The 22,855-nt window shown below is 70.3% G+C and carries 23 protein-coding genes; 12 read left to right on the top strand and 11 right to left on the bottom strand.

What is annotated here, in order from left to right; genetic code table 11:
• Positions 1–24: 24 nt before the first annotated feature.
• Positions 25–942 (bottom strand): iron-sulfur binding domain-containing protein, encoded by a 918-nt coding sequence (locus MB1_RS21280; RefSeq protein WP_281190338.1) that lies wholly within the window; start codon positions 940–942, stop codon positions 25–27.
• Positions 943–1,051: 109 nt separating this feature from the next.
• Between MB1_RS21280 and MB1_RS21275 the strand changes: the two genes are divergently transcribed.
• Entirely contained in the window at positions 1,052–1,705 is a 654-nt protein-coding gene (locus MB1_RS21275; protein ID WP_066912580.1) for a carbonic anhydrase, read from the top strand.
• 88 nt (positions 1,706–1,793) lie between these two features.
• Positions 1,794–2,585, top strand: coding sequence for a hypothetical protein (locus MB1_RS21270; protein ID WP_066912399.1), 792 nt, complete (start codon positions 1,794–1,796; stop codon positions 2,583–2,585).
• Between the two features lie 10 nt (positions 2,586–2,595).
• Here the strand turns inward: MB1_RS21270 and rocD are convergent, their stop codons facing one another.
• Positions 2,596–3,828, bottom strand: coding sequence for an ornithine--oxo-acid transaminase (gene rocD, locus MB1_RS21265; RefSeq protein WP_084352374.1), 1,233 nt, complete (start codon positions 3,826–3,828; stop codon positions 2,596–2,598).
• Entirely contained in the window at positions 3,825–4,691 is an 867-nt protein-coding gene (gene ddaH, locus MB1_RS21260; protein WP_084352372.1) for a dimethylargininase, read from the bottom strand. The genes rocD and ddaH overlap by 4 nt, the downstream gene beginning before the upstream one ends.
• A 92-nt stretch (positions 4,692–4,783) precedes the next feature.
• Between ddaH and MB1_RS21255 the strand changes: the two genes are divergently transcribed.
• The gene (locus MB1_RS21255) at positions 4,784–5,212 is read left to right on the top strand and encodes an Lrp/AsnC family transcriptional regulator (protein ID WP_066912396.1); all 429 of its coding nucleotides are present in this window, start codon (positions 4,784–4,786) and stop codon (positions 5,210–5,212) included.
• A gap of 30 nt (positions 5,213–5,242) precedes the next feature.
• Here the strand turns inward: MB1_RS21255 and radA are convergent, their stop codons facing one another.
• Positions 5,243–6,745 carry a DNA repair protein RadA gene (gene radA / locus MB1_RS21250; protein WP_084352392.1) on the bottom strand — a complete coding sequence of 501 codons (1,503 nt, stop codon included), beginning with the start codon at positions 6,743–6,745 and terminating at the stop codon, positions 5,243–5,245.
• A gap of 1,136 nt (positions 6,746–7,881) precedes the next feature.
• On the opposite strand from radA, the gene MB1_RS26990 reads away from it, so the two are divergent.
• Complete coding sequence (locus tag MB1_RS26990) at positions 7,882–8,649, top strand: roadblock/LC7 domain-containing protein (protein ID WP_369406881.1); 768 nt, start codon at positions 7,882–7,884, stop codon at positions 8,647–8,649.
• Between the two features lie 127 nt (positions 8,650–8,776).
• On the opposite strand, the gene MB1_RS25785 is transcribed toward MB1_RS26990, so the two are convergent.
• Entirely contained in the window at positions 8,777–9,565 is a 789-nt protein-coding gene (locus MB1_RS25785) for a copper chaperone PCu(A)C domain-containing protein (protein ID WP_157084233.1), read from the bottom strand.
• 407 nt (positions 9,566–9,972) lie between these two features.
• Between MB1_RS25785 and MB1_RS21235 the strand changes: the two genes are divergently transcribed.
• The 5 genes from MB1_RS21235 to rlmB are packed head-to-tail and all read left to right on the top strand — an operon-like array spanning position 9,973 to position 14,036.
• On the top strand, positions 9,973–10,461 hold the full coding sequence (locus tag MB1_RS21235) for a CarD family transcriptional regulator (protein ID WP_066912389.1): 489 nt from the start codon (positions 9,973–9,975) through the stop codon (positions 10,459–10,461).
• A 6-nt stretch (positions 10,462–10,467) separates the two neighbouring features.
• Positions 10,468–11,163, top strand: a complete 696-nt coding sequence (gene ispD, locus MB1_RS21230) for a 2-C-methyl-D-erythritol 4-phosphate cytidylyltransferase (RefSeq protein ID WP_066912386.1) — start codon at positions 10,468–10,470, stop codon at positions 11,161–11,163.
• A 34-nt stretch (positions 11,164–11,197) separates the two neighbouring features.
• Entirely contained in the window at positions 11,198–11,674 is a 477-nt protein-coding gene (gene ispF, locus MB1_RS26355) for a 2-C-methyl-D-erythritol 2,4-cyclodiphosphate synthase (protein ID WP_066912384.1), read from the top strand.
• A gap of 11 nt (positions 11,675–11,685) precedes the next feature.
• On the top strand, positions 11,686–13,077 hold the full coding sequence (gene cysS / locus MB1_RS21220) for a cysteine--tRNA ligase (RefSeq protein ID WP_066912381.1): 1,392 nt from the start codon (positions 11,686–11,688) through the stop codon (positions 13,075–13,077).
• A complete protein-coding gene (rlmB, locus tag MB1_RS21215) occupies positions 13,077–14,036 on the top strand; it encodes a 23S rRNA (guanosine(2251)-2'-O)-methyltransferase RlmB (protein ID WP_066912572.1) in 960 nt (319 codons plus the stop codon). The genes cysS and rlmB overlap by 1 nt, the downstream gene beginning before the upstream one ends.
• A 23-nt stretch (positions 14,037–14,059) precedes the next feature.
• On the opposite strand, the gene MB1_RS21210 is transcribed toward rlmB, so the two are convergent.
• From MB1_RS21210 to MB1_RS21190, 5 genes are all read right to left on the bottom strand, one after another.
• Positions 14,060–15,202, bottom strand: a complete 1,143-nt coding sequence (locus MB1_RS21210) for a glycosyltransferase family 4 protein (protein WP_066912377.1) — start codon at positions 15,200–15,202, stop codon at positions 14,060–14,062.
• A 141-nt stretch (positions 15,203–15,343) separates the two neighbouring features.
• The gene (locus MB1_RS21205; RefSeq protein ID WP_066912374.1) at positions 15,344–16,930 is read right to left on the bottom strand and encodes a protein kinase domain-containing protein; all 1,587 of its coding nucleotides are present in this window, start codon (positions 16,928–16,930) and stop codon (positions 15,344–15,346) included.
• 73 nt (positions 16,931–17,003) lie between these two features.
• Positions 17,004–17,897, bottom strand: coding sequence for a metal ABC transporter permease (locus MB1_RS21200; RefSeq protein ID WP_066912371.1), 894 nt, complete (start codon positions 17,895–17,897; stop codon positions 17,004–17,006).
• On the bottom strand, positions 17,894–18,727 hold the full coding sequence (locus MB1_RS21195; RefSeq protein WP_066912368.1) for a metal ABC transporter ATP-binding protein: 834 nt from the start codon (positions 18,725–18,727) through the stop codon (positions 17,894–17,896). Before MB1_RS21195 ends, MB1_RS21200 begins: the two co-directional genes overlap by 4 nt.
• A 10-nt stretch (positions 18,728–18,737) precedes the next feature.
• Positions 18,738–19,817, bottom strand: coding sequence for a metal ABC transporter solute-binding protein, Zn/Mn family (locus tag MB1_RS21190; protein ID WP_066912365.1), 1,080 nt, complete (start codon positions 19,815–19,817; stop codon positions 18,738–18,740).
• Positions 19,818–19,914: 97 nt separating this feature from the next.
• Here MB1_RS21190 and MB1_RS21185 point away from each other — a divergent pair, with 97 nt between their 5' ends.
• From MB1_RS21185 to MB1_RS21175, 3 genes are all read left to right on the top strand, one after another.
• Positions 19,915–21,024, top strand: coding sequence for a LacI family DNA-binding transcriptional regulator (locus MB1_RS21185; RefSeq protein ID WP_066912362.1), 1,110 nt, complete (start codon positions 19,915–19,917; stop codon positions 21,022–21,024).
• A gap of 95 nt (positions 21,025–21,119) precedes the next feature.
• Positions 21,120–21,332, top strand: coding sequence for a hypothetical protein (locus tag MB1_RS21180; protein WP_066912358.1), 213 nt, complete (start codon positions 21,120–21,122; stop codon positions 21,330–21,332).
• A gap of 4 nt (positions 21,333–21,336) precedes the next feature.
• Entirely contained in the window at positions 21,337–21,882 is a 546-nt protein-coding gene (locus tag MB1_RS21175; RefSeq protein ID WP_066912355.1) for a Clp protease N-terminal domain-containing protein, read from the top strand.
• A gap of 29 nt (positions 21,883–21,911) precedes the next feature.
• On the opposite strand, the gene otsB is transcribed toward MB1_RS21175, so the two are convergent.
• The gene (gene otsB, locus MB1_RS21170; protein ID WP_066912352.1) at positions 21,912–22,709 is read right to left on the bottom strand and encodes a trehalose-phosphatase; all 798 of its coding nucleotides are present in this window, start codon (positions 22,707–22,709) and stop codon (positions 21,912–21,914) included.
• Between the last annotated feature and the right edge of the window lie 146 nt (positions 22,710–22,855).

Raw genomic sequence — 22,855 nt, 5'->3', positions numbered from 1 at the left:
TCCGAGCCCGACGCCGGCGGCGGGTCAGCCGCCGGCGAGGGTGAACCGCCCGGTGTCGTCCTGGCCGAGCAGGCCGTCCTCGAGCAGCGACACCAGCGCCCGCTCCCGCTGGCCGGGGTCGGACGTCCAGGCGGCGTCGAGCGCGGTCTTCGTCACCGGCTCGTTCGAGCCGCGCACCACGTCGAGCAGCCGCCCGCGCACCTGACGATCGGTGCCGGCGTACCGCTGGGCCGGGCGAGCCGGTTTGCCCGCGTCCGGTCGGCCCGCGGCCAGCCACCGGCAGTCGGCGGCGATCGGGCATTCGGCGCAGGCGGGGGAGCGGGCGGTGCAGACCAGCGCACCGAGCTCCATCAACGCCGCCGAGAAGACCGCCGCCCGATCCGCCCGCGCGGGCAGCATCGCGGCGACCTCCGCGAGATGCCGTTTGCCGGTCGCGCCCTCGGCGACCGCCTCGCCGTGCACCGCCCGCGCCACCACGCGGCGCACATTCGTATCGACGACGGGCGCCCGACGACCGTAGGCGAAGCAGACCACCGCGCGAGCGGTGTAGTCGCCGATCCCCGGCAACGCCAGGAGGGTCTCGACATCGTCCGGAACGACGTCCCGATGGTCGCGCGCGATCGCACCGGCGCATTCGTGCAGGCGCAGGGCGCGGCGCGGATAGCCGAGCTTGCCCCAGGCGCGCACGGTCTCGGCGGCGGTCGACGCGGCGAGCGCCGACGGGGTGGGCCAGCGGCGCATCCAGTCCAGCCAGATCGGTTGGACGCGAACCACCGGCGTCTGCTGCAGCATGATCTCGCTGACCAATACCTGCCAGCCGGTGGTGCCGGGTGCGCGCCAGGGCAGATCGCGTGCGGTGCGGCGGAACCAGTCGATCAGCAGCCGCGCGTCGATTCCCCCCGAGGGGTTCGGTCCGCGGCCCGCCGCTCGCTGCTCGATCACGGTCTCGATGGTGCCGCGTCCCGTCCGGTGCTGCCCCATCGGGTGGTGTGCGGCGCGTTGTTTGCGATCTCGGTCGCCGCCCGCTGCCGGTCGAGGCAGAATGCAGAACATGTCCGCCGCGACGCCCGCAGAGGCGTGGAAGAAGCTTCGTGAAGGCAACCTTCGTTTCGTCGAGGGCAACTTCACCCAACCACGCCCGACACCCGAACAGCGGGCCGCGCTGGCCGCCGGACAGAGCCCGAGCTCGGTGCTCTTCGGCTGCGCCGACTCGCGGGTCGCCGCCGAGCTGATCTTCGACCAGGGCCTGGGCGACATGTTCGTCGTGCGGACCGCCGGTCACCTGATCGACACCGCGGTGCTCGGCTCGATCGAGTTCGGCGTCGAGGAGCTCGGCTGCTCCCTGATCGCGATCCTCGGCCACGACAGCTGCGGAGCGGTCAAGGCGACGATCGACGCGGTCGACAACGGCGAGGTGCCCGGCGGATTCATCCGCGACATCGTCGAGCGCATGACCCCGTCGGTGCTGACCGCCCGTCGGCTGGGCTACAAGCATCCCGACGAGATCGGCGCCGACCACGTCCTCGAGACCGCCAAGCTGCTGCTGTCCCGTTCGACGATCATCGATGCCGCCGTGCGCGACGGCCGTGTCGCGATCGTCGGGTTGACCTACAACCTCGTCGACGGCCGAGCGATCGTGCGCAAGGTGATCGGCGACATCGGTGATCCCGACGTGGTCGAGGCGATCGAGATCCAGGCGGATTGATTCCGACCCGGCGGAAAATCGGGCACCGAAAGCGACACGCCGGCTCCGGATGACCGGATCGACGGTCGCCGCGCCTTAACGTGAGGGTGTGCTCGAACCTCGGGGCCCGTTGCCGCCGCATATCTACCGTCGCCGTCGGGCGGCGGCGTTGGCGGCCGTCGCAGTGGTCACCGCGGGAGTTGTCGGAGGTGCGGTCTATCTGACCGCGGGCGGCGCCGACGTCACGGCCGCCGGTTCGTCCTCGGATTCGACATCGATCACCTCGACCACCACCGCCCCCGAGGGAAGCGGCTCCACGGACTCGACCGACGGAACCACCACGTCCTCGGCCGGTCCCGAGGTCAGCTTCCCGCCGGATGATGCGATCACCGGCGGGTCGGTCGGCGGACCGGCTCCCGACAGCGGCTCCGCCGCGGCGCCCGCGCCGGCCCCCGATCAGGCGGTTGCCGACGGCGCCGTCCCGGCTCCCGCGCCCGAGGGCAGCACCACCGCGGCGTGCACCGACCAGTCGTTGGCGATCAAGGCGATCCCGGACAACGGCAGCTATGCCGACGGTTCGCCGATCGGATTCACCGTCGTGATCACCAATATCGCGAACGCGCCCTGCGAGCGGGACCTCGGCTCGGGCATGCAGCAGGTCCTCGTCTACACACCCGACGATCGGCGCCTCTGGTCGAGCCTCGACTGCTTCCCGGCCGGCGAGTCCGATGTTCGGGTTCTCGAGCCCGGCCAGCAGGCGAAGTTCACCGTGCAGTGGTCCGGAGCGACGTCCGAACCGGGATGCCAGGCACCGCGCACCCCGGTCGGCGCCGGAGACTTCGAAGTGATCGGTCAGCTCGGCGACCTCAAGTCGTCCGCCGAGCAGTTCCGCATCACCTGAGCGAATCCGCTCAGGCGGCGCCCACCGCGGCGCCGAACCGTTCGATCAGCAGGTCGATATCGTCCTCGTCGATCACGATGGGCGGGGCCAGTCGGACGGTCTGACCATGGGTGTCCTTGGCCAGGATGCCCGCCTCCATCAGCCGCAGGCAGACGTCGCGGGCGGTGCCGACCGCCGGATCGATGTCGATACCCGCCCACAGGCCGGCCCGTCGCACCTCGGTGACGCCGTGGCCGATCAGCTTGTCGAGGCCGCGCTGCAGCCGCTCACCCAGCTCGCGGGCGCGGGCCTGTAGGGCGCCGTCGGCGAGCATCCGTACCACCTCGAGGCCGACGGCGGCCGCCAGCGGATTCCCGCCGAAGGTCGAGCCGTGCGAGCCCGGTGTCAGAACGCCGAGGACGTCGCTGTTGGCGACGACCGCCGATACCGGCACGATCCCGCCGCCGAGCGCCTTGCCCAGCAGGTACATATCGGGGACGACACCGAGAGCGTCGCAGCGGAAGGTCTCGCCGGTCCGCCCGAGCCCGGACTGGATCTCGTCGGCGATCATCAGCACGTTCGCGGCGGCGGTGATCTCCCGCACCCGCGGCAGGTAGTCGTCCGGCGGGATCATCACCCCGGCCTCACCCTGGATCGGTTCGAGCAGGACCGCGGCCGTATTCGGGGTGATCGCCGCGGCGATCGCATCGGCGTCGCCGTAGGGGACGTGCACGAAGCCCGGCGTGAAGGGCCCGAAGTCCGCGCGGGCGTCGGGGTCGTCGCTGAACGAGACGATCGTCGTCGTGCGGCCGTGGAAGTTGCCCTCGGCGACGATGATCTGCGCCTGGTCGGCGGGCACCCCCTTCACCCGGTAAGCCCAACGGCGGGCGACCTTGATGCCGGACTCGACCGCTTCGGCGCCGGTATTCATCGGCAGGACCATGTCCTTGCCCGCCAACCGCGCGAGCTCCTCGACGAAGGGGCCGAGGGTGGCCGAGTGGAAGGCCCGGCTGGTCAGGGTGACCCGGTCGAGCTGGGCCTTCGCCGCCGCGATCAGCCGCGGATTGCCGTGCCCGAAGTTGACCGCGGAGTACGCGGCCAGACAGTCGAGGTAACTCTTGCCGTCGACGTCGGTCACCCGAGCGCCGGACGCCTCGGCCACCACGACCGGCAGCGGATGGTAGTTGTGCGCGGCGTGACGTTCGACGCGGTCGATCTCCGCTGTGGTCCGTTCGGTCGTCATCGACACCTCCAGAGTGGTCATCGGCGAAGCTCCTGCGTGCAGCACTTGATACCGCCGCCGCCGAGCAGCAGCTCCGGCAGGGCGACTCCGACGGTCTCGAAGCCGCGGGCGCGCAGGTCGGCCGCGAACTTCCGGGCCTGCGGCGCATGGATCACGGTATGCCCGTCGCTGACGGCGTTGAGCCCCAGGACCGCGGCCTCGGCCTCGTCGACCAGGATCGCGTCCGGGTAGCGGTGGGCCAGTTCGGCGCGGCCGGCTTCGTCGAAGGCCGCCGGCAGGTAGGCGATCGTCCGGCCGTCGAGCACGGTCAGCGCGGTGTCGAGGTGGTAGTAGGCCGGGTCGATCAGTCGCAGGCTCACGACCTCGCGGTCGAAGATCCCGCGGACCTCGTCGTGTGCCTCGGTGGAGGTGCGGAAGCCGTGCCCGGCGAGGATCGTCTCGCCGCAGAGCAGGAAGTCGCCCTCGCCCTCGTTGGTGTACCGGGGGCGGTGGACGTCGAATCCGGACTGCTCGAACCAGCGCAGATAGGCGTCGCCCTCGGGGGCCCGCTCGGCGTGCAGGAATCGTGCGCCGTAGGCCTTGCCGTCCAGGGTGAATCCGCCGTTGGCGGCGAAGACCATATCGACCAGGCCGGCCACCGGCTCGACGACCTGTACGTCGTAGCCCAGCCGCAGGTAGGTCTCGCGCAGCTCCTGCCACTGCCGGTTCGCGGCGGCGGTGTCGGTCGGGATATCCGGGTTCATCCACGGATTGATGGCGTACTGCACCGTGAAGTGGGTCGGCGGGCACATCAACACCGAGAAGGTGGTCGCCTGCTCGGACCGCACCGCAGCGGTGCCGGAGGGAGCGGGTGCGGTGATCGTGTCGGTGAGAACTGGCTTCATGTCTCACATGGTCGCAGGGAAATCGCGCGTATTTCCGGACCCGAGCGGCGATTTATTGCGTCGTTAGGGGGTATGGAGATAATTTTTTGCACATGGATCCGGTTGATGCGGGCATCATCGAGCGGCTGCGGGCCAATGCGCGCGCCGGCTACGGCGACATCGGCGAGCAGGTCGGTCTGTCGGCCAGCGCCGTCAAGCGGCGGGTCGACCGCATGGTGGCCGACGGGGTGATCCGCGGCTTCACCGTGCGGGTCGATCCGCGGATCGAGGGGTCGGTGATCGAGGCGCACGTCGAGTTGTTCTGCCGCGGCACCGTCTCGCCGCGCGCCCTGCAGCGCATCCTCGAGGGGGTCCCCGAGGTGGTCGAGGCGGGCACGGTGACCGGCGAGGCCGACGCGATCGTCTTCATGCGCGCCCGCGACGTCGGTGCGCTCGAGGAGGCGCTCGAGCGGGTGCGGACCGCCGCGTCGGTCGATCACACCCGCTCGGCGATCGTGCTGTCGAAGCTGATCACCCGGTAGCCGGGGCGGGGTACCCGATCGCCCGGTGGGTCACCCGATGGCGCGGACCGCCGACCGGTCGCCCGCGCCCGGCTGTGCGCCTTCGAACCGGGTGTCCTCGAACTGGGTGCCCTCGTACCGGGTGCCCTCGGACGGGGAGTCGGCCGCCGGCCGCCCTCGTCTGCCGTTGATGCCGACGGCGGCCAGGGCGTCGAGCATCGTGTCCACCGGCCGCAGGCGGATCCCGCCGGCGCGGCTGCCGCGGGTGGCCGCTCGATCGGAGGACGCGCGATCGGCCGACGATTGGTTGGCGGACGGCACGATCGCGGCGGTGAAGCCGAGGCGCTGCGCTTCGGCGAGCCGGCGTTCGAGGGCGGTGACCGCCCGGATCTCACCGGCCAGGCCGACCTCGCCGATCACGACCGTCCCCGCCGGCAGCGGCCGACCGCTCGCCGCCGAGGCGACCGCCAGGGCGATTCCCAGATCGGCGGCCGGCTCGGTGGTGCGCATCCCCCCGACCGTCGCCGCGTAGACCTCGTGCTTGCTCGAATCGATCCCCGCGCTGCCCAGGACGGCCAGAATCATCGCCAACCGGCCGCTGTCGAGCCCGCTGATCGCGCGCCGCGGCGAACCGCCGGCCGATGGGGCCAGCAACGCCTGCACCTCGCCGGGCACCGGCCGACGTCCCTCGGTGGTGACGACGACCGCGGTGCCGGGGACCGGTTTGCCGCGGTGGTGCAGGAACATACGGGAGGGATCCGATACCTGCCGGATACCGCGTTCGTGCATCTCGAAGCAGCCGATCTCGTCCACCGAGCCGTACCGGTTCTTGATGCCGCGGATCAGTCGCAGCGTCGAATGTCGCTCACCCTCGAAACTGAGCACCACGTCCACCAGGTGCTCGAGCGTCCGCGGGCCGGCGACGGCGCCCTCCTTGGTGACGTGGCCGACCAGGATCACCGCGACGCCGGTGCTCTTGGCCAGGGAGGTGATCGCGGCGGTGACCGCCTTGACCCGGGAGACCCCGCCGAGCGTGCCCTCGACCCCGGCCGCGCTGATCGTCTGCACCGAGTCGACCACCAGCAGCGAGGGGCGGATCTTCTCCACGTGGCCCAGGACGGTATCGAGGTCGGTCTCCGCCGCCAGCAGCACCCGATGATGCGCTCCGCCGGTGCGATCGGCGCGCAGCCGCACCTGGCCGGCGGATTCCTCCCCGGTCACGTACAGCGCGCGGGCCGACTCGTCCCGGTCGGCCCACCGCCGCACCACCTCGAGCAGCAGCGTCGACTTGCCGACGCCCGGCTCCCCGGCGAGCAGGATCACCGAGCCGGGTACGACCCCGCCGCCCAGCACCCGGTCGAGCTCCCCGATCCCGGTGCCGACCGCGACCGTACCGGCGGCATCCACCCGGTCCAGCGGGGTCGCGGCGGACGGTGCGCGGCCGGCGGCCTCGCCGATCGAGCCCCACTCGCCGCAGGACGGGCAGCGACCCACCCACTTCGCGACCGTGTGGGCGCACTGGGCGCAGCGGTACTCGGTTCTCGGTTTGGCCACGGTGGTGACCCTACGGTCGGGGTCCGACATCCGGCTCCGACCGTCGTGCCGCGGCACGTCCCGCTACGATTCGGTCAACTGTCCAGGTGGTTGCTGTTGGCGCTGTGGGTCTCTCGCCCGCCGGCCCCGGCCGAATTGGAGTCGACGTCAATTCTACGGAATTGTGAAGTCGCACTACCGGGCGTCTGTCGACGTCGTGACGGAGCCCTGTTCCGCATGCGCATGCCATTTGTGTGATTCGAATCGGTGGGTCGGCCCGATTCTGCCCGCGGGCGATGTGCCGGCGGTGGTCATGGCGAACTACGCGGGGTACTCCGGACGGTGATCTCGGCTGTCCCGGGGGCACGACGAAGCGCGTCCGGGGCTTTCACCTGCGAATACTCGGCAGATCCCGACAGGTTGGACCGATTCCCGGAATTATTCCGGTCAACAATGGGCTCCGTGCCCAATGTGGGACAAAAACATGAACAAGTTGTCTGTTGTGAGGCTAACTTCCTTTGCTGGGGTCGCTGAACCCTGCCTTTGACCAAACCTGAGGAAGTATGTGAAGATGCCTCGTGGCTTGGTGGCGGAAATCGGGAGACGAAGAGCGGTTCAATGTGGCAAATGCCGCCATTGTCGACCATAACGACGGTCCTGAGAACCGGAAGCGAACCCTGCAGGAGGTCGACGACACGAGTCGACCTCCGCTGCCGCGGCGGCAGCCTCAGGCGGAGGAGGGGATCGCGGCGGCAGCGCTGCGGGTGAACGGCTCGTCCGTGCAGCCCACGAACGGGTCGGTCGGGGACGGTCGCCGTACCGCTCGGCCGGCGCGGCATGCGTTGCGCACCGAGGCGGAGGATCAGATTCCGATCCTGCGCAATCCGATTCCCGCGGCACGGGAAACCGTGCTCACGCCGCCGGGACGAAGCCGTGGCCCGCGCTACCCGGTCGCCACGGACCACCCGTCGCTGCCATCGGTTCGGGCGCCTCGTGCGCTTGCGCCGGCGGCCATCGAACCGCCACCGGCTCGCAGGGGTGGGGACCCGGTCATCCCGGATTCCCGCAGATTCCTGCCGGAAATCGTCGGCGACCCCGACAACGCGGATCTTCGTCCTCTCGGGGCGGACGAGGATGCGGCCACATCCGGTGCGGAGTTGATCGACAACGCGCTGCGCGACACCACCAGGTTGCGCGACGACGACGTCCTGCTCGACAACGACGTCCTGATCGACAACGACAGGTTGTTGGACAACGACAGGTTGTTGGACAACGACGTCTCGCCGGCCAACCACGTCCTGGTCGACAACGGCGTGCTGCTCGACAACAACATGCTGTTGGACAACGACGTCCTACCGGACGACGGCGTCGCGCGGGACAACGTCGCGCGCGACGTGCTGCGGGACGACGTCCTGCTCGACAACGACGTGCTGCGCGACAACTCCGACCTCGAACGGACGTCTCCGACCGCGGAGACGAGCCGTATCCAAACGCCTCCGGCGCCGCCGGAGACGAGCACGACCGATGAAGACCCAACGAACCCGGAGAAAGTGACCCTACCGATGAGCAACTACCACGACGCGACCAACAAGGCCCTCGGCATCGAAGGTGCCCTCGGATTCGCGATCGTCGACTCCAAGAGCGGCATGGCGATGGCTGTTGGTGGCGACCCCGGCTTCGATCTGAGCATCGCCGCCGCCGGTAACAGCTCGGTCGTTCAGGCCAAGCTGCGCACGATCAGCGAGCTCGAGCTCAACGAGTCCGTCGAGGACATCCTGATCACCCTGGGCAAGCAGTTCCACATCATCCGGGTGACCGAGGCCGACCCGAGCGTCTTCCTGTACCTCGTGCTCTCGCGGGCGCGCGCCAACCTGGCGATGGCCCGCTACCAGCTCACCAAGATCGAGGGCCAGCTGCGCCTCTGAGATCACCCCGTCTCGTACGAGGTCATCGGGCGAAACGAAAGGCTCGGGTCGGCATTGCCGACCCGAGCCTTTTCGTGTGGTCACCGCCGGGGCGAGGAGCGGACGACCGCTGCTCGCCCCGGCGAGATCAGTGGCCGCCTCCGGCGTTCGGTCCGCTGAGCGGTCCGTGATCCTCGAGGATGGCGTCCTCGTTGCGTTCGAGCAGCGGGCCGCCGTCGACCGGAACGTTGACCTCGAGGGCGCCGGCGCGCTCGAAGACGAACGTCACCGGAACGGTCAGGCCGGGCCGCACGGCGTCGGTGGTGCCCACCAGGGTCACCGTGACGGGGCTGCTCGCCTCGGCCGAACCCTCGGTGCTCGCCGCGAGGGCGGCGCCGGTGCCGGAGTTGCTCTGGGTGGTCAGCGAAGCCTGCGGGCGCAGCTCGAGGGCGTCACCCGACGGCGGCGAGATGACGACCTGGTCGGCGGCGTCGGTCTCGATCGTCACCAGGCGGTCGGTGGTGTCCGTGGCCTGGTTGACCGCGGTGAACACCAACAGCTGGCCGGCGGCGGCCGGCGCGGCGGACGTGGTCGTCGCCGTCTCGTCGGTGCCGGCCTCCGTGGTGGTCGGTTCCGCCTCGGTTGTCGTCTCCGAGGTGGTCGTCGCCGAGGTGGTTTCCTCGTCGGCCGGGACGATCGGCTCGGCCGCGGTCAGCACGATGTGCACATTGCGCAGTGCGATATCGGAGTCGCTGAACTCGGCCCCGTTGACCGCCGGGAGCTGGTTGGCGGTCTGGGTGATCTGACCCGCGCCGCAACCGGCGAGCAACGCGCCGGCGCTGAGAGCCAGCACGATGCGCGGTCCGGTTGTCGCGAGGATGTGGCGATAACTCTTCGCTGTCGACGCCCGTCGAGGTGCGGGGCGGGATACGGTCACTGGCTTCCTCCATCGCGGCGGCCGTTCCGGAAAGTGCCGGGTACGTGTACCACGCAGAGTAGTAGTGCCCGGATCTGGGTGCACGAGGTGGTCCGAAATCCGTGACTTCGAATCCGGTGGACGCGTATTCCGCGCAGGTCATCGAGGCCCGATGTGCGGGCGCTCGGGTCGGCCCGGCCACCGGTGCGGTGGGGGAGGGTCGCCGTGCGCCGGGATGTGGTGGAGCGAAACGGAAATCGCCGTTTCGGCAGGTGTCCGGCTGCCCGGTCGATTGGGTTCCGCAGCATGGATCCCCCGGGCTGTCAACCCCCTTGTTGGGCTCCGCGGTGCCCCTGACCTGCGCTGTTGGTCGGCCGCCCGGAAACTGTGCGTGTTAAACTGACCCTATCGAAAGGGGCACGGGACATATGATTTTCAAGGTCGGAGACACCGTCGTTTACCCCCACCACGGAGCGGCGCTGATCGAAGCAATCGAGACTCGCACGATCAAGGGCGAGCAGAAGGAATACCTGGTCCTGAAGGTTGCACAGGGCGACCTGACCGTCCGAGTGCCTGCCGCGAACGCGGAATACGTCGGCGTACGCGACGTGGTCGATCGAGAAGGTTTGGACAAGGTTTTCGAGGTGCTGCGCGCACCGCATACCGAGGAGCCGACCAACTGGTCCCGCCGCTACAAGGCGAACCTCGAGAAGTTGGCCTCCGGCGACGTGAACAAGGTCGCCGAGGTCGTTCGCGACCTCTGGCGTCGCGAGCAGGACCGCGGACTGTCCGCGGGTGAGAAGCGCATGCTGGCGAAGGCTCGCCAGGTTCTGGTCGGCGAACTGGCGCTCGCCGAGAGCACCGACGACGCCGCCGCCGAACTGATCCTGGACGAGGTCCTGGTCCCCGCGTCCTGACGCGGGATGCCCGGACGGACAACGGTCGCGGCCCTCGTTCCCGCGGCCGGAGGTGGCACCCGGCTGGGTGCCGGGCCGAAGGCATTCGTGCCTTTGGCCGGTAGGACCCTATTGGAGTGGTCGGTCGACGGACTGCTCGAATCGGGATGCGTCGACATCGTGATCGTGGCGGCCCCGGCCGACCTGATCGACAGAGCCCGATCGCTGCTGCCGGAGACGATCACCGTCGTCTCCGGTGGCACCGAACGGCACGATTCGGTGCGCAACGGGCTCGCCGCGGCCGGCGCGGCCGATGTGATCATCGTGCACGACGCGGCACGCGCCCTGACCCCGCCCGATCTGATCCGGCGAGTGGTCACCACCGCCGTCGACGGTGCCCGGGCGGTCATCCCCGGACTCCCCGTCACCGACACGATCAAGACCGTCGATCCCGCGGGCGTCGTCACCGGAACGCCCCCACGCGCGCAGCTGCGCGCCATTCAAACCCCCCAAGCCTTCGCCGCCGACCTGCTGGCCGCCGCCCACGCGTCCGGTGCGGCCGATGCCACGGACGACGCGACCCTGGTCGAACGCCTCGGTGTCGCCGTTCACGTCGTGCCGGGCGACCCGCTGGCGTTCAAGATCACTACGCCGATCGATCTTGTATTGGCACAATCACTCGTGGAGCGGGGCCTGTGGAAGCCGGCGTCGACTCCCGTCTGAACATGTCTGTCGGCAACAACCCCGGGAGTGACACGTGCGCGTGGGCATAGGAACCGATGTACATCGAGTGGACCGGGATCGGCCCTGCCGGCTGGTCGGGTTGGAATTCCCGGGCGAGCCCGGCTGCGTCGGGCATTCCGACGGTGACGTCGCCGCCCATGCGTTGTGCGACGCCGCCCTGTCGGCGGCCGGCCTCGGCGACGTCGGCTCGGTCTTCGGCGTCGACCGCCCGGAATGGAAGGGCGTCACCGGCGTCGAGATGCTCGGCGAGACGCGGCGGCTGGTCGAATCGGCCGGCTACCGGGTGCTCAACGCCGCGGTACAGGTCATCGGCAACCGGCCCCGGATCGGCCCGCGCCGCAGCGAGGCCCAGGCGGTGCTGACCGAGGCCCTCGGCGCGCCGGTCTCGGTCTCGGCCACCACCACCGACGGACTGGGGCTCACCGGCCGCGGCGAGGGCATCGCCGCGATGGCCACCGCGCTGGTCATCGAGCAACCGGCGCAACTGTAGACTCACCCGTCGTGACGTTGCACTTGTTCGACACCGGGAGCGGAGAGTTACGCGAGTTCATCCCTCGCGTGGCCGGTCATGCCTCGGTGTACCTGTGTGGCGCCACCGTGCAGGCCGATCCGCATATCGGCCACCTGCGTTCGGCGGTCGTCTTCGACATCCTGCGTCGGTGGCTGCACGCCGGGGGCCTCGACGTCGCCTTCGTGCGCAATGTCACCGACATCGACGACAAGATCCTGACCAAGGCGGCCGAGAACGGTCGGCCGTGGTGGGAGTGGGCCGCCACCTACGAGCGCGCGTTCACCCACGCCTACGACACCCTCGGGGTGCTGCCGGCGTCGGTCGAACCGCGCGCGACCGGGCACATCACGCAGATCCTCGAGCTGATCGCCCGGCTGATCGACTCCGGGCACGCCTACGCCGCGGCCGGCGACGTCTACTTCGACGTGCTGTCCTGGCCCGCCTACGGCAGCCTCTCCGGTCACCGCATCGACGACGTCCACCAGGGCGAGAGCGCGGGCGTCGGCAAGCGCGATGCGCGGGACTTCACCCTGTGGAAGGGCGCCAAGCCCGGCGAGCCGTTCTGGCCCTCGCCCTGGGGCCCCGGCCGCCCGGGCTGGCATATCGAGTGCTCGGCGATGTCGCGCACCTACCTCGGCCCCGAGTTCGACATCCACTGCGGCGGCCTGGACCTGCTGTTCCCGCACCACGAGAACGAGGTCGCCCAGTCGACCGCCGCCGGCGATCCCTTCGCGCGATTCTGGCTGCACAACGGCTGGGTCACGATGAGCGGCGAGAAGATGTCGAAGTCGATCGGCAACGTCGCGTCGGTGCCGAATGTGCTGCAGATGGTGCGGCCGCAGGAGTTGCGCTACTACCTCGGCAGCGCCCACTACCGGTCGATGCTCGAATACTCTCCGGAGGCGCTGCGCGAGTCGGCCGAGGCCTTCCAGAGCATCGAATCGTTCCTGCTCCGGGTGACCGAGCAGGTCGGCGACATCGAACTGTCCGATGTGACACCGGGATTCCGGGCCGCCATGGACGACGACCTCGCCGTCCCGCGGGCCCTGGCGGAGATTCACACCCGCCGCCGCGACGGCAACCGGCTGCTCGACGCCGGCGATACCTCCGGTGCGCTGGAGGCCGCCTCCGAGGTACGGACGATGATCGCAGTCCTCGGAGTCGATCCGCTCGCGCCCAATTGGCCGCGGCAGCAGGGTAACTCGGCCGAGATGGCCAGCTTGGACCGGTTGATCGCCGACGATCTGGCCGCGCGGGCGAAGGCTCGCGCCGAAAAGGACTACGCCACCGCGGATCACATTCGAGCGCGGCTCGAACGTGCCGGCGTCGAGATCACCGACACCGCGGATGGCGCCAAGTGGTCGTTGCGGGAGCGTGGGTGATGGCGGGTAATTCGAATCGCAAGGGCGCCATCCGCAAGGACGGCACCAAGAAGGGCAGTGTCGTCGGCTCCGGCGGCCAGCGTCGCCGCGGTCTGGAGGGTCGCGGCGCGACCCCGGCCGCCAAGGATCGGCCCAACCATCCGGCGTACCGAAAGGCGCGCGCCCAGGCCGGCGACCAGCGCCCGCGCCCCGGCCGGCCCGCGGGCCGTCGCGACGACGACGCCCCCGAGTTGGTCCTCGGACGCAACCCGGTGGTCGAATGCCTACGTGCGGGCGTGCCGGCAACGGCGCTCTACGTCGCGCTGGGCACCGAGAGCGACGAACGGCTGACCGACAGCGTGCGGATGGCCGCCGATGCCGGGATGTCGATCCTCGAGGTCTCCCGCAACGAGCTCGATCGGCTGGCGAACGGCGGACTGCACCAGGGTGTGGCCCTGCAGATCCCGCCGTACCGCTACGCGCATCCCGACGACCTGCTCCAGCGCGCCCTCGACAGCCGCTCTCCGGGGCTGCTGGTCGCGCTGGACAATATCTCCGATCCCCGCAACCTCGGCGCCATCGTGCGCTCGGTGGCCGCGTTCGGCGGCGACGGGGTGGTCATCCCGCAGCGCCGCAGCGCGAGCGTCACCGCGGTCACCTGGCGCACCAGCGCCGGCGCCGCCGCCCGCGTGCCGATCGCCCGGGCGACCAACCTGACCCGCACGCTGGTCGACTGGCAGCGCAAGGGCTTCCAGGTCGTCGGCCTCGACGCCGGCGGGGACATCACCATCGACGAACTCGACGCCTCCACCCCGACGGTGGTCGTGGTCGGCTCCGAGGGCAAGGGCCTGTCCCGACTGGTCGGTGAAACCTGCGACAGCATCGTGTCGATCCCGATGGTCGGCCCCACCGAGTCGCTCAACGCCTCGGTCGCCGCCGGGGTTGTCCTCTCGGAGATCGCCCGGCAGCGACGCGGCTGAACCCCCGCCGGGGCGGCGATCGATCAGGCGGCGCGACGACGGCGGACCGGCAGGGCCCGCACCTCCTGGTAGTGGTCGAGCAATTCGTCGCAGACCGCGGGCCAGGTGCGCGGCAGCACGCTGCGCCGGGCCGCGCCGCCCAATCGTTCCCGCACCGCCGGGTCGGCCAGACCGGCCACCGTGGCGGGCAGCAGCTGCTCGAAGCGGTCGACCGGCAGCAGGAACCCGTCGCGGCAGTGGGTGACCAGATCCCGCGGGCCACCGGCGTCCGGCGCGATCACCGGCACCCCGGACGACAGCGCTTCCTGCACGGTCTGGCAGTAGGTCTCGTGCTCGCCCGGGTGCACGAAGACGTCGAAGGACGCGTAGGCGGCGGCGAGATCCTCGCCGAGCAACTGGCCCATGAACAGCGCGGTCGGCAGCTCGCGTTCGAGCCGGGCGCGTTCGGGCCCGTCACCGACGATCACCAACTGGATCGACGGATCGTCGGCGAGCGGCCGGAGCCGTTCGACATGCTTCTCCGGGGCGAGCCGGCCGACGAAGCCGACCACGAGCTTGCCGGACCGACGGCCGAAACGCTCGAGCAGTTCGGGAGAGCGGGCCGAGGGGCGGAAGAGCGTCGAATCGACCCCCTCGGCCCAGCGGTGGCTGTTGGGGATGCCGTTGCGGATCAACGCGTCGAGCGCGGTGGTCGACGGCGCCAGGGTGCGGGTGGCGCGGCGGTGCACATAGGCGGTCCACCGCCAGGCGGCCCACCCCGCGGTGCCCAGACCGTAGCTCTCCGCGAAGCCGGCGACGTCGGTCTGGTAGACCGCGATCGTCGGAATACGCTGTCGGTGGGCGATCAGCACGCCCGCCGCACCGAGCACGAACGGCGAGGCCGCGTGGACGACGTCGGGCTCGAAGCGGCGGATGATCGCCGGCAGATTGCGCGGCGGCACCGCGACCGGCAGCGAGGACACCTTCGGCACCATCGTCGCGCGGCATCGCACGACCGGTACCCCGCGGTACTCCCGATCCGCCGGGGGCAGCCCGGACGGGGTATCCGGGGCAACGACGAGCGCTTCATGGCCGCGACGCTCGAGGGCGTCGAGAATTCGCACCACGGAATTCGCGACGCCGTTGACGGTCGGCAGGAACGACTCGGCGACGATGGCTACTCGCACGCGCAGAGTGTTCCCGGAATCGGCAAGCGGCAGGTATCTGCCCGGGAAAATCCGAGTTGCCGCTGTGTTGACGATCGGTGGTCCGCGGGCCGCGATCGGCCCCGCGGCGCGCGGGCCGATCGCAGCGCCGCGATCAACGGATCACCGTCCCCACGTATCGACGGTTGTTTCGCCGTTCGCGAAGGTCACCGTGCCGCGTTCGAACGTCGACACCTTCGCCCCGCCGATGTCGAGTTCGTCGCTGGTCGGATAGCCGAGTTCCCCCTGGCTGCCACCCAGTTCGTTCCATCTGTTGCGGATCTCCCCCCACACGACGTGGGCCTCCCGGCCCGTTTGCCGGATGATGACGCCACCGACGAACCACTGGAATATCCCGTCGGGATTCGCCTTCTCGTCGGACATCGGCAGGCCGAGATCCGCGCGCTGGGCGTCGGTCAACGAGTCGTACTTGTCGAGTATGTCGCCGGCGACGGTATAGGTGGCGCCGTCCGCGCCCTGGAGCGACGTCGAGGCGACCGCCGGAGGCTCCTCGGTGCCGCCCGACCGGTTCATGAACCAGACCGCGCCGGCGATGACGGCGAGTACCACCAGCGCCGCTGCCGCCACCGCGCCCAGACGCCGACCCCGCCCGCCGGTCGGCACCGGCGAAGACGCGGCCGCCGGCAGACCGTTGACGGTGACCACCGTGGTCGGATCGACCCCGTGGTCGGCGAATCGGTTAGGCGGAATCGGCTGCACCGCAGCGGTGGATGCTACCTGCGTCGACGGCACGGACGTGTTGGGCATCGGCGGGGTGTTCGGCACTGCTGGGCTGTTCGGCAGGGCGGGGGTGGTCGGCATGACCGGGAAGGGCGCCGAGATCGGCGGGGCCGGCGCCGGGGCGGTCGCCGGTACCAGGGCGGCCGCGGCGGCTCGGGCGAGCTCGGACGCGCTGTCGAAACGATCGGTCCGCTTCTTGGCCAGGGCGTGTTCGATCACCCGGTCGAAGGGAACGGGCACGCCCACCCCGAAGTAACTCGGCGCCGGGATCGACCCGTGCAGGTGAGCGTTCATCAGTTTCGGCAGCGCCGACCCGGGATACGGCGGCCGACCGGTCAGCAGGTGAAACAGCGTGCACCCGAGCGAATAGACATCCGCCCGACGGTCCAGCTGCGCGGCCTCGAACTGTTCGGGCGCGGCGTACTGCAGGCTGGCGACCAGCATCCCGGTCTTCGTGTGCTGGTTGGTCTCGGTGAGGGCCTTCGCGATACCGAAGTCGGCGAGCAGCACCCGGCCGGGGCGAGCCGATCGGGTCTGTTCGAGCAGGATATTCGCCGGCTTGACGTCGCGGTGCAGGACGCCCTGCTCGTGGGCGTAGTCGAGCGCCGAGGCGATGTCCCGGATCACCTCGACCGCCCGCTGCGGATCCATCGGTTCGTCCCGGACCGCCGCGGCCGCGTTGATGCCGTCGACATACTGCATCGCGATCCACAGCTGGCCGGACTCGTTGCCGCGATCGAGGACCGCGACGATATTCGGGTGGTCGAGGCGGGCCGCGTGATCGGCTTCGCGTTCGAAGAGGGTGCGCGCGTAGTCGTCGTCGGTCAGCGAACGATGCAGCAGCTTGAGCGCGACCTTGCGCGGGATGCGCGGGTGGCGGGCCAGATAGACCGTGCCCATGCCACCCACGCCGAGCGACTGTTCGATGGTGAAGCCCGCGAAGACCGTGCCGGGGGCGAGCTCGTCCACCGCATGTCTCCTCACGTCCCGCGACTCCGTAGAAGTGTTGCCAGAGCTTAGCGGGTTGGGACCGGCCGGAACGTCACCCCTTTACCGGCACGGCGGCGACCGGATCCCGCCGCCGATTCATCAGCCGCGGTCCGACCATCCGGCAGATCAGGTAGATCAGGAACGAGATGGTGGTGACGAAGGTCGAGACCGGAACGCCGGGCGCGAGCGACAACAGGATGCCGCCGACGGCCGCGACCTCGGCGAAGATGATCGCCAGGATCGTGGTGCGCACCGGGTCGGCGGTCAGCCGCGCCGCGGCGGCGGCCGGGGTGATCAGCAACGACAGCACCAGCAGCGCCCCGACGATCTGCACGCCGAGCGCGCAGGCCACGCCGACCAGCACCGCGAAGACCAGCCCCAGGCTGCGGACCGGCACACCGCGGGCGGCGGCGACCTCCGGGTCGGTGCTCGCGTAGAGCAGCGGCCGGTAGATGAACACCGAGACGATCAGCACGATCGTCGCCGCGACGATCAACGACGTCAGCTCGCTGGTGCCGACCCCGACGATCTGGCCGACCAGCAGCGAGAAGCTCGTCCCGGTGCGGCCCGGGTAGAGCCACAGGAACAGCACCGACAGTCCGAGCCCGAACGACATGATCACGCCGATCGTCGAGTCGCGTTCGCGGGCCCGATTGCCCAGCAGCGCGAAGACGACGGCGGCGAGCACCGAACCGACGATCGCGCCCGGGCCGACCGCGACACCGAGCAGCAGCGCCGCCGAAGCGCCGGTCAGCGACAGCTCGCTCGAGCCGTGCACCGCGAACGACCACTGGCGGCTGACGATCAGTGGGCCGAGGACGCCCGCCACCAGCGCCAGGACCGCCGCGGCGAGCAGCGCACTGCGCACGAAGTCGTACTGCAACAGGTCGATCGTCGCCTGGACGTCGCCGAAGCTCGACAGCATGTCCTGCAGTCGTTGGTTCATCGGGTGGATTCCTCGGTGGACGGTTCGTGGTGATGGTGGTGGCCCGAGGAGCCGAGTACGTCGATGTTGTCGCCGGTGCCGACGACGATCAGCCGGCCGCGCACGTCGAGCACCTCGACATCGGTGTGGTACAGCTCGCTGAGCACCTCGGAGGTGATCACCTCGCGCGGCGGGCCGATCCGGAACTGGCCGTTGGCCAGATAGAGCACCCTGTCGACCACCGGCAGGATCGGATTGATCTCGTGGGTGACGAAGAGCACCGCCGTCCCGTCGCTGCGCCGGCGGCGATCGATCAGCTCGATCACCCGTTCCTGGTTGGCCGGGTCCAGGCTCAGCAGCGGCTCGTCGCAGAGCAGCACCGACGGGTCGCCGATCAGGGCGCCGGCGACCCGCAGGCGTTGGAGTTCGCCGCCGGAGAGCGTGCCCACCGGGGCGTCGGCGAAGGAGCCGGCGTCGATCCGGGCGATCGCGGCGTCGACCTCCGCGCGCCGGCGCCTGCGTCCGCGCAGACCGATGCCCCAACGGTGGCCGTCCCAGGCCAGCCCCAGCAGATCCCGGCCCCGCAGCGGCGTCTGCGGGTCGAGCGGGCGCTGCTGCGGGACGTAGCCGACCCGCGGATTGCCCACCCCGACCGGGGCGCCGTCGATCGCCGCGGTGCCCGAGGCGAGGTCCTTCTCGCCGAGCAGGACGCGCAGCAGCGAGGTCTTGCCGCTGCCGTTCGGCCCGAGCACCGCAACAAATTCGCCGGGTTCGACGGCGACGTTCAGGTCGTGCCAGAGAGTCCGATGCCCGTAGGCGAGGGCGGCATCGGTCAACTCGATCGCGCTCATGTCAGTCGGTTCACCGTTCGGTGTCGAGGGCATTGCCCAACGCGGTGGCGGCCGCGAGCTGCCAGTCGACGAAGCTGACGCCGTCGGGCAGGGTCTCGGTCACCTCGACGATCGGCAGGCCGGCGGCCTCGGCGGTGCTGCGGATGCGGGTGGTGACCGCGTCGGTGGTCTGGGTGTTGTATACCAGCGCGCGCACATCGGGCGACGACGCGAGGGCCTCGGTCTCCGCCAGCGAGGCGGCCGACGGGTCGGAGCCGTCCTCGATCGCGTTCTGGAACTCGCCCGGGGTCACATCGTCGAGTCCGGCGGCGAGCAGCATGCGGGTGGCGACCGGCTCGGTCTGCAGGACCTGCGCGCCGGAGTGACGGGCGGCGATCGACTCGAGCTGCGCGGTCACCGCGGAGAGGCTGTCGACGAACTGCGCCGCGTTGGCCCGGTAGGTGTCGGCCTCGGCCGCGTCGAGGCCCGCGAGCTTGTCGGCGATGTCGTTGGCGACGGCGGCGACGATCGTCGGGTCGTACCAGTAGTGCTCATTGGTCGACGGGTCGGAATGATCGTGGCCGGCGTGGTCGTCCTCGGCGTGGTCGTCCGCTCCGGCGGTCTCGCTCGCGTGGTCGTGGTCGTGGTCGTCGGCGGTGGTCGTCGCCGCGGCGGCGGCCGTTCCCGAGTTCTCGGAGGCCGCGTCGTGGCCGGCCTGACCGGCGACCAGCGCCGAGACGTCGACGACGGTGGAGCTGTCGCGGTCGGCGACGAAGCTGGTCGCGAAGCTGTCGTAGCCGCCGCCGTTGACGACCACCAGATCGGCGTCGGTCAGCTCCGCGGCGTCCGAGGCGCTCGCCTCGTAGGAATGCGGATCGGCGCTCGGGTCGCGAATCAACGACTCGACGGTCACCCCGTCACCCGCGACCGCTTCGGCGACCGCACCCCAGACGTTGGTCGAGGCGACGATCGTCAGGTCCCCGGTGCCGCTGTCGGCGGCGGTATCGGAGGAACCGGAGCTCGATCCGCAGGCCGCCGCGACGGTCACCGCCCCCACCGTGAACAGGGCTGCGAGAGCGCGCCGCCCGACGATATGACGCGCTGTGCGCATCGATCCTCCCGAGATAATCAGTAATGGAAACCGTTTCCGTTAGCGATTTTAGACCTCTCGACTTTTGTGATCTCGCGAGGGCTACTACCGTCTACTCATGCCGAGGTCGAGTCAACCGCGTCGCCCCGTCACCTTGGCGACCCTGGCGGCCGAACTCAACGTGTCGCGGACCACGGTGTCCAACGCGTACAACCGCCCCGATCAGCTCTCACCCGCCCTGCGCGAGCGGATCCTCGGCGCGGCGAAGCGGCACGGCTATCCGGGTCCGAATCCGCTGGCGCGCTCGCTGCGCACCCGGCGGGCCGGGGTCGTCGGGGTGATGCTGACCGAGATGCTCGGCTACGCGTTCAGCGACCCGTCCGCGGTCTCCTTCCTCGCCGGTGTCGCCGAGTCCGCGGAGGCGGATCGAAAGGGCTTGCTGCTGCTGCCGATCGACCGCACCTCGGATGCCGAGCGGGCGGCGACCACGATCGGCCAGGCGGCCGTCGATGCGCTGGTGATCTACTCGACCTCCGACGACGATCCGCACGTCGCCGCCGCACAGGACCGCCGTATTCCCCTGGTGATCTGCGACCAGCCGCGAGATGTGCCCGGCGCCAGCGTGGTCGGCATCGACGATCGCGCCGCGATGCGATCGGCCGCCGAGCACCTCCTCGAGCTGGGGCATCGGCGGATCGGCGTGCTGTGCATGCGCCTGGCCCGCGGCCGCAGCGATGGTCCGGTCGGACCGAACCGGTTGGCGCAGACCAAATTCCACGTACAACGTGAGCGTATCGGCGGGATCCTCGATGCGGTGGCCGCCGCGGGGATGGATCCGGCCGCCGTCGTCATCCACGAGAGTTTCGACAACTCGGTCGCCGGTGGGCGTGCGGCGGCGGCGCGCATCTGCGCCGGGGCGACCACCCCGACGGCGCTGCTGTGCACCTCGGATGTCCTGGCGCTCGGAGCGATCGAATTCGCCCGGGTCGCGGGGCTGTCGGTGCCCGGCGATATGTCGGTCAGCGGCTTCGACGGTATCGAGGAGGCGCGCCGCGCGGGGGTGACCACCGTCTGGCAGAACTCCCTGGAGAAGGGGCGGGTCGCCGGGCGAATGATCCTGCAGCAGTCGCACTCCGGCGTCGAACGCGTCGAGATGCTGCCGGCGAAACTGATCGTGGGGCGGACCACGGGAATCGTGCCGGGCGGTCGGCGGCTGACCTACTACTGATCCCCGCCTACTCCTGAACTCTGCCTTTAGCCGGGCCGGGCCGGTGTGTGTCAATTTTGGTTGACGCCCCGATGGTGTCAACGTAGATTGACGGGGTGACCGATTCCGATACGTTCACGGCCGCAGCGGCGGCGCAGGACCCGGCCGAGGGCCTGCGGACCGTACAAGCGCTGCGCAGACTCGCCGATCGCCTGGAGGTCATCCAGGTCGACAACGCGCGCGCCCGGGGATGGTCCTGGCAGGACATCGCCTCGCCGCTCGGCGTCAGCCGCCAGGCCGTGCACCAGAAACACGGAAAGCGTGGATGATCGCATGTTCGAACGATTCACTGCCGATGCCCGACACCTGACCGTCGACGCGCAGGAGATCGCCGTGGAGCTCGGCGCCGCGCGCATCGAGCCGATCCACCTGCTGCTGGCCGTCTTCGAGGGCGATACCGCCACCGTCGACCGGCTGCGCGAGGCCGGTCTGACCGCCGCGGCCCTGCGCTCCGCGGCGGCCGCCCCCGCCGATGTCGACGCCGACGATCCGCGCCTGCTCGGTGCGATCGGCATCGACGTCGACCGCATCCGCCGCGCGATCGACGAGCGCTTCGGTGGCGGAACCTTCGACGCCGCCGATCGGCCGGCGCCCCGGTCGCGCCGCCGCTCGCACCTCCCGTTCGCGCGGACGGCGAAGAGGTCCCTCGAGATGTCGCTGCGGGAAGCGTTGCGGCTGAAAGACAATCGCATCGACACCGGTCATATCGTGCTCGGGATCCTGGGCGCCGACGACCCGGTGATCGACGCCGTCATCGACGAGGACACCCGGTGGACGTTGCGGCGCGGCCTCGAGGACGACCTGCGCGGGGCCGCCTGACCCGATGGATCCGGTCCCCGAAGCCGCGCTCAGCGCGGTTGCGCGGACCCGATCGCGGCGCGGCGCTCGTCGAGCAGCAGAGCGAGCGATTCGGCGACCTGGTCCACCGAGGCCACCCGATAGTTCGCGGCGGTCTCCCCGTCACCGACCTTCACGCCGACATCGTCCGATCCCAGCCGCCGGAACGCCTTCTCGTCGGTGACGTCGTCACCGAAGAAGATCGCGATATCGGCGCCGACGCGTTCGCGCAGCACGTCGACCGCGTAGCCTTTGTCGGTGTCGATCACCGACAGTTCGATCACCCGCTTGCCTTCGGTGGGATGTACGCCCGGCCACTGGGCCGAACCCATCCGCACGATGTCGAGCAGCACGTCGCCGCGCTCCTCGTCCGTGACGTTGCGGACGTGCAGGGTGGCACCGGCGGGCTTGACCTCGACCGTGGCGCCGGGCTCGGACTCGGCCGCTCGATAGAGGTCGGCGACCACCCGGTCGAGCAGCGAGGCGCGGTCGGCGTCGATCTCCTGGACGAACCCCTCCGCGAACTCCGATCCGTGGCTGCCGACCAGTTCGACGTCACCGTCGAGTCCGGACAACTGCGCCAGGACCGCGCGGGGGCGGCCCGAGATCAGGGCGGCGGAGGTATCGGGCAGCAGGCCCAGATCACGCAGGGCGGCGACGGCGATGGGGTTCGGGAACGCCGCCGCCGGATCCGACACGATCGGGGACATGGTGCCGTCGTAGTCCGAGGCGACCAGCAGTCGCGGTGCTCGGGCGGCCGCCAGCAGAGCGTCCTGCAGGTCGGCCGGAAGCTCGGTCGAGGTTGTCACCTCACCAGCCTAGGACCTCGCGGCCGGCTCCCCGACCGGACCGGCGCAGCGACCGTGCCGGCTCCCCGGCCGTTCCGGCGCCGCGAGAGTGGCACTTTCCTCGGTTGAACCGCAGAAAGTGACACTTCGGCGGCGGGCGGCGGGCG

The organism is Millisia brevis NBRC 105863 (genome assembly GCF_001552615.1).
Lineage (GTDB): Bacteria > Actinomycetota > Actinomycetes > Mycobacteriales > Mycobacteriaceae > Millisia > Millisia brevis.
The sequence above is the reverse complement of the archived record's forward strand: the minus strand, read 5'-3'. Positions and strand labels throughout refer to the sequence as shown.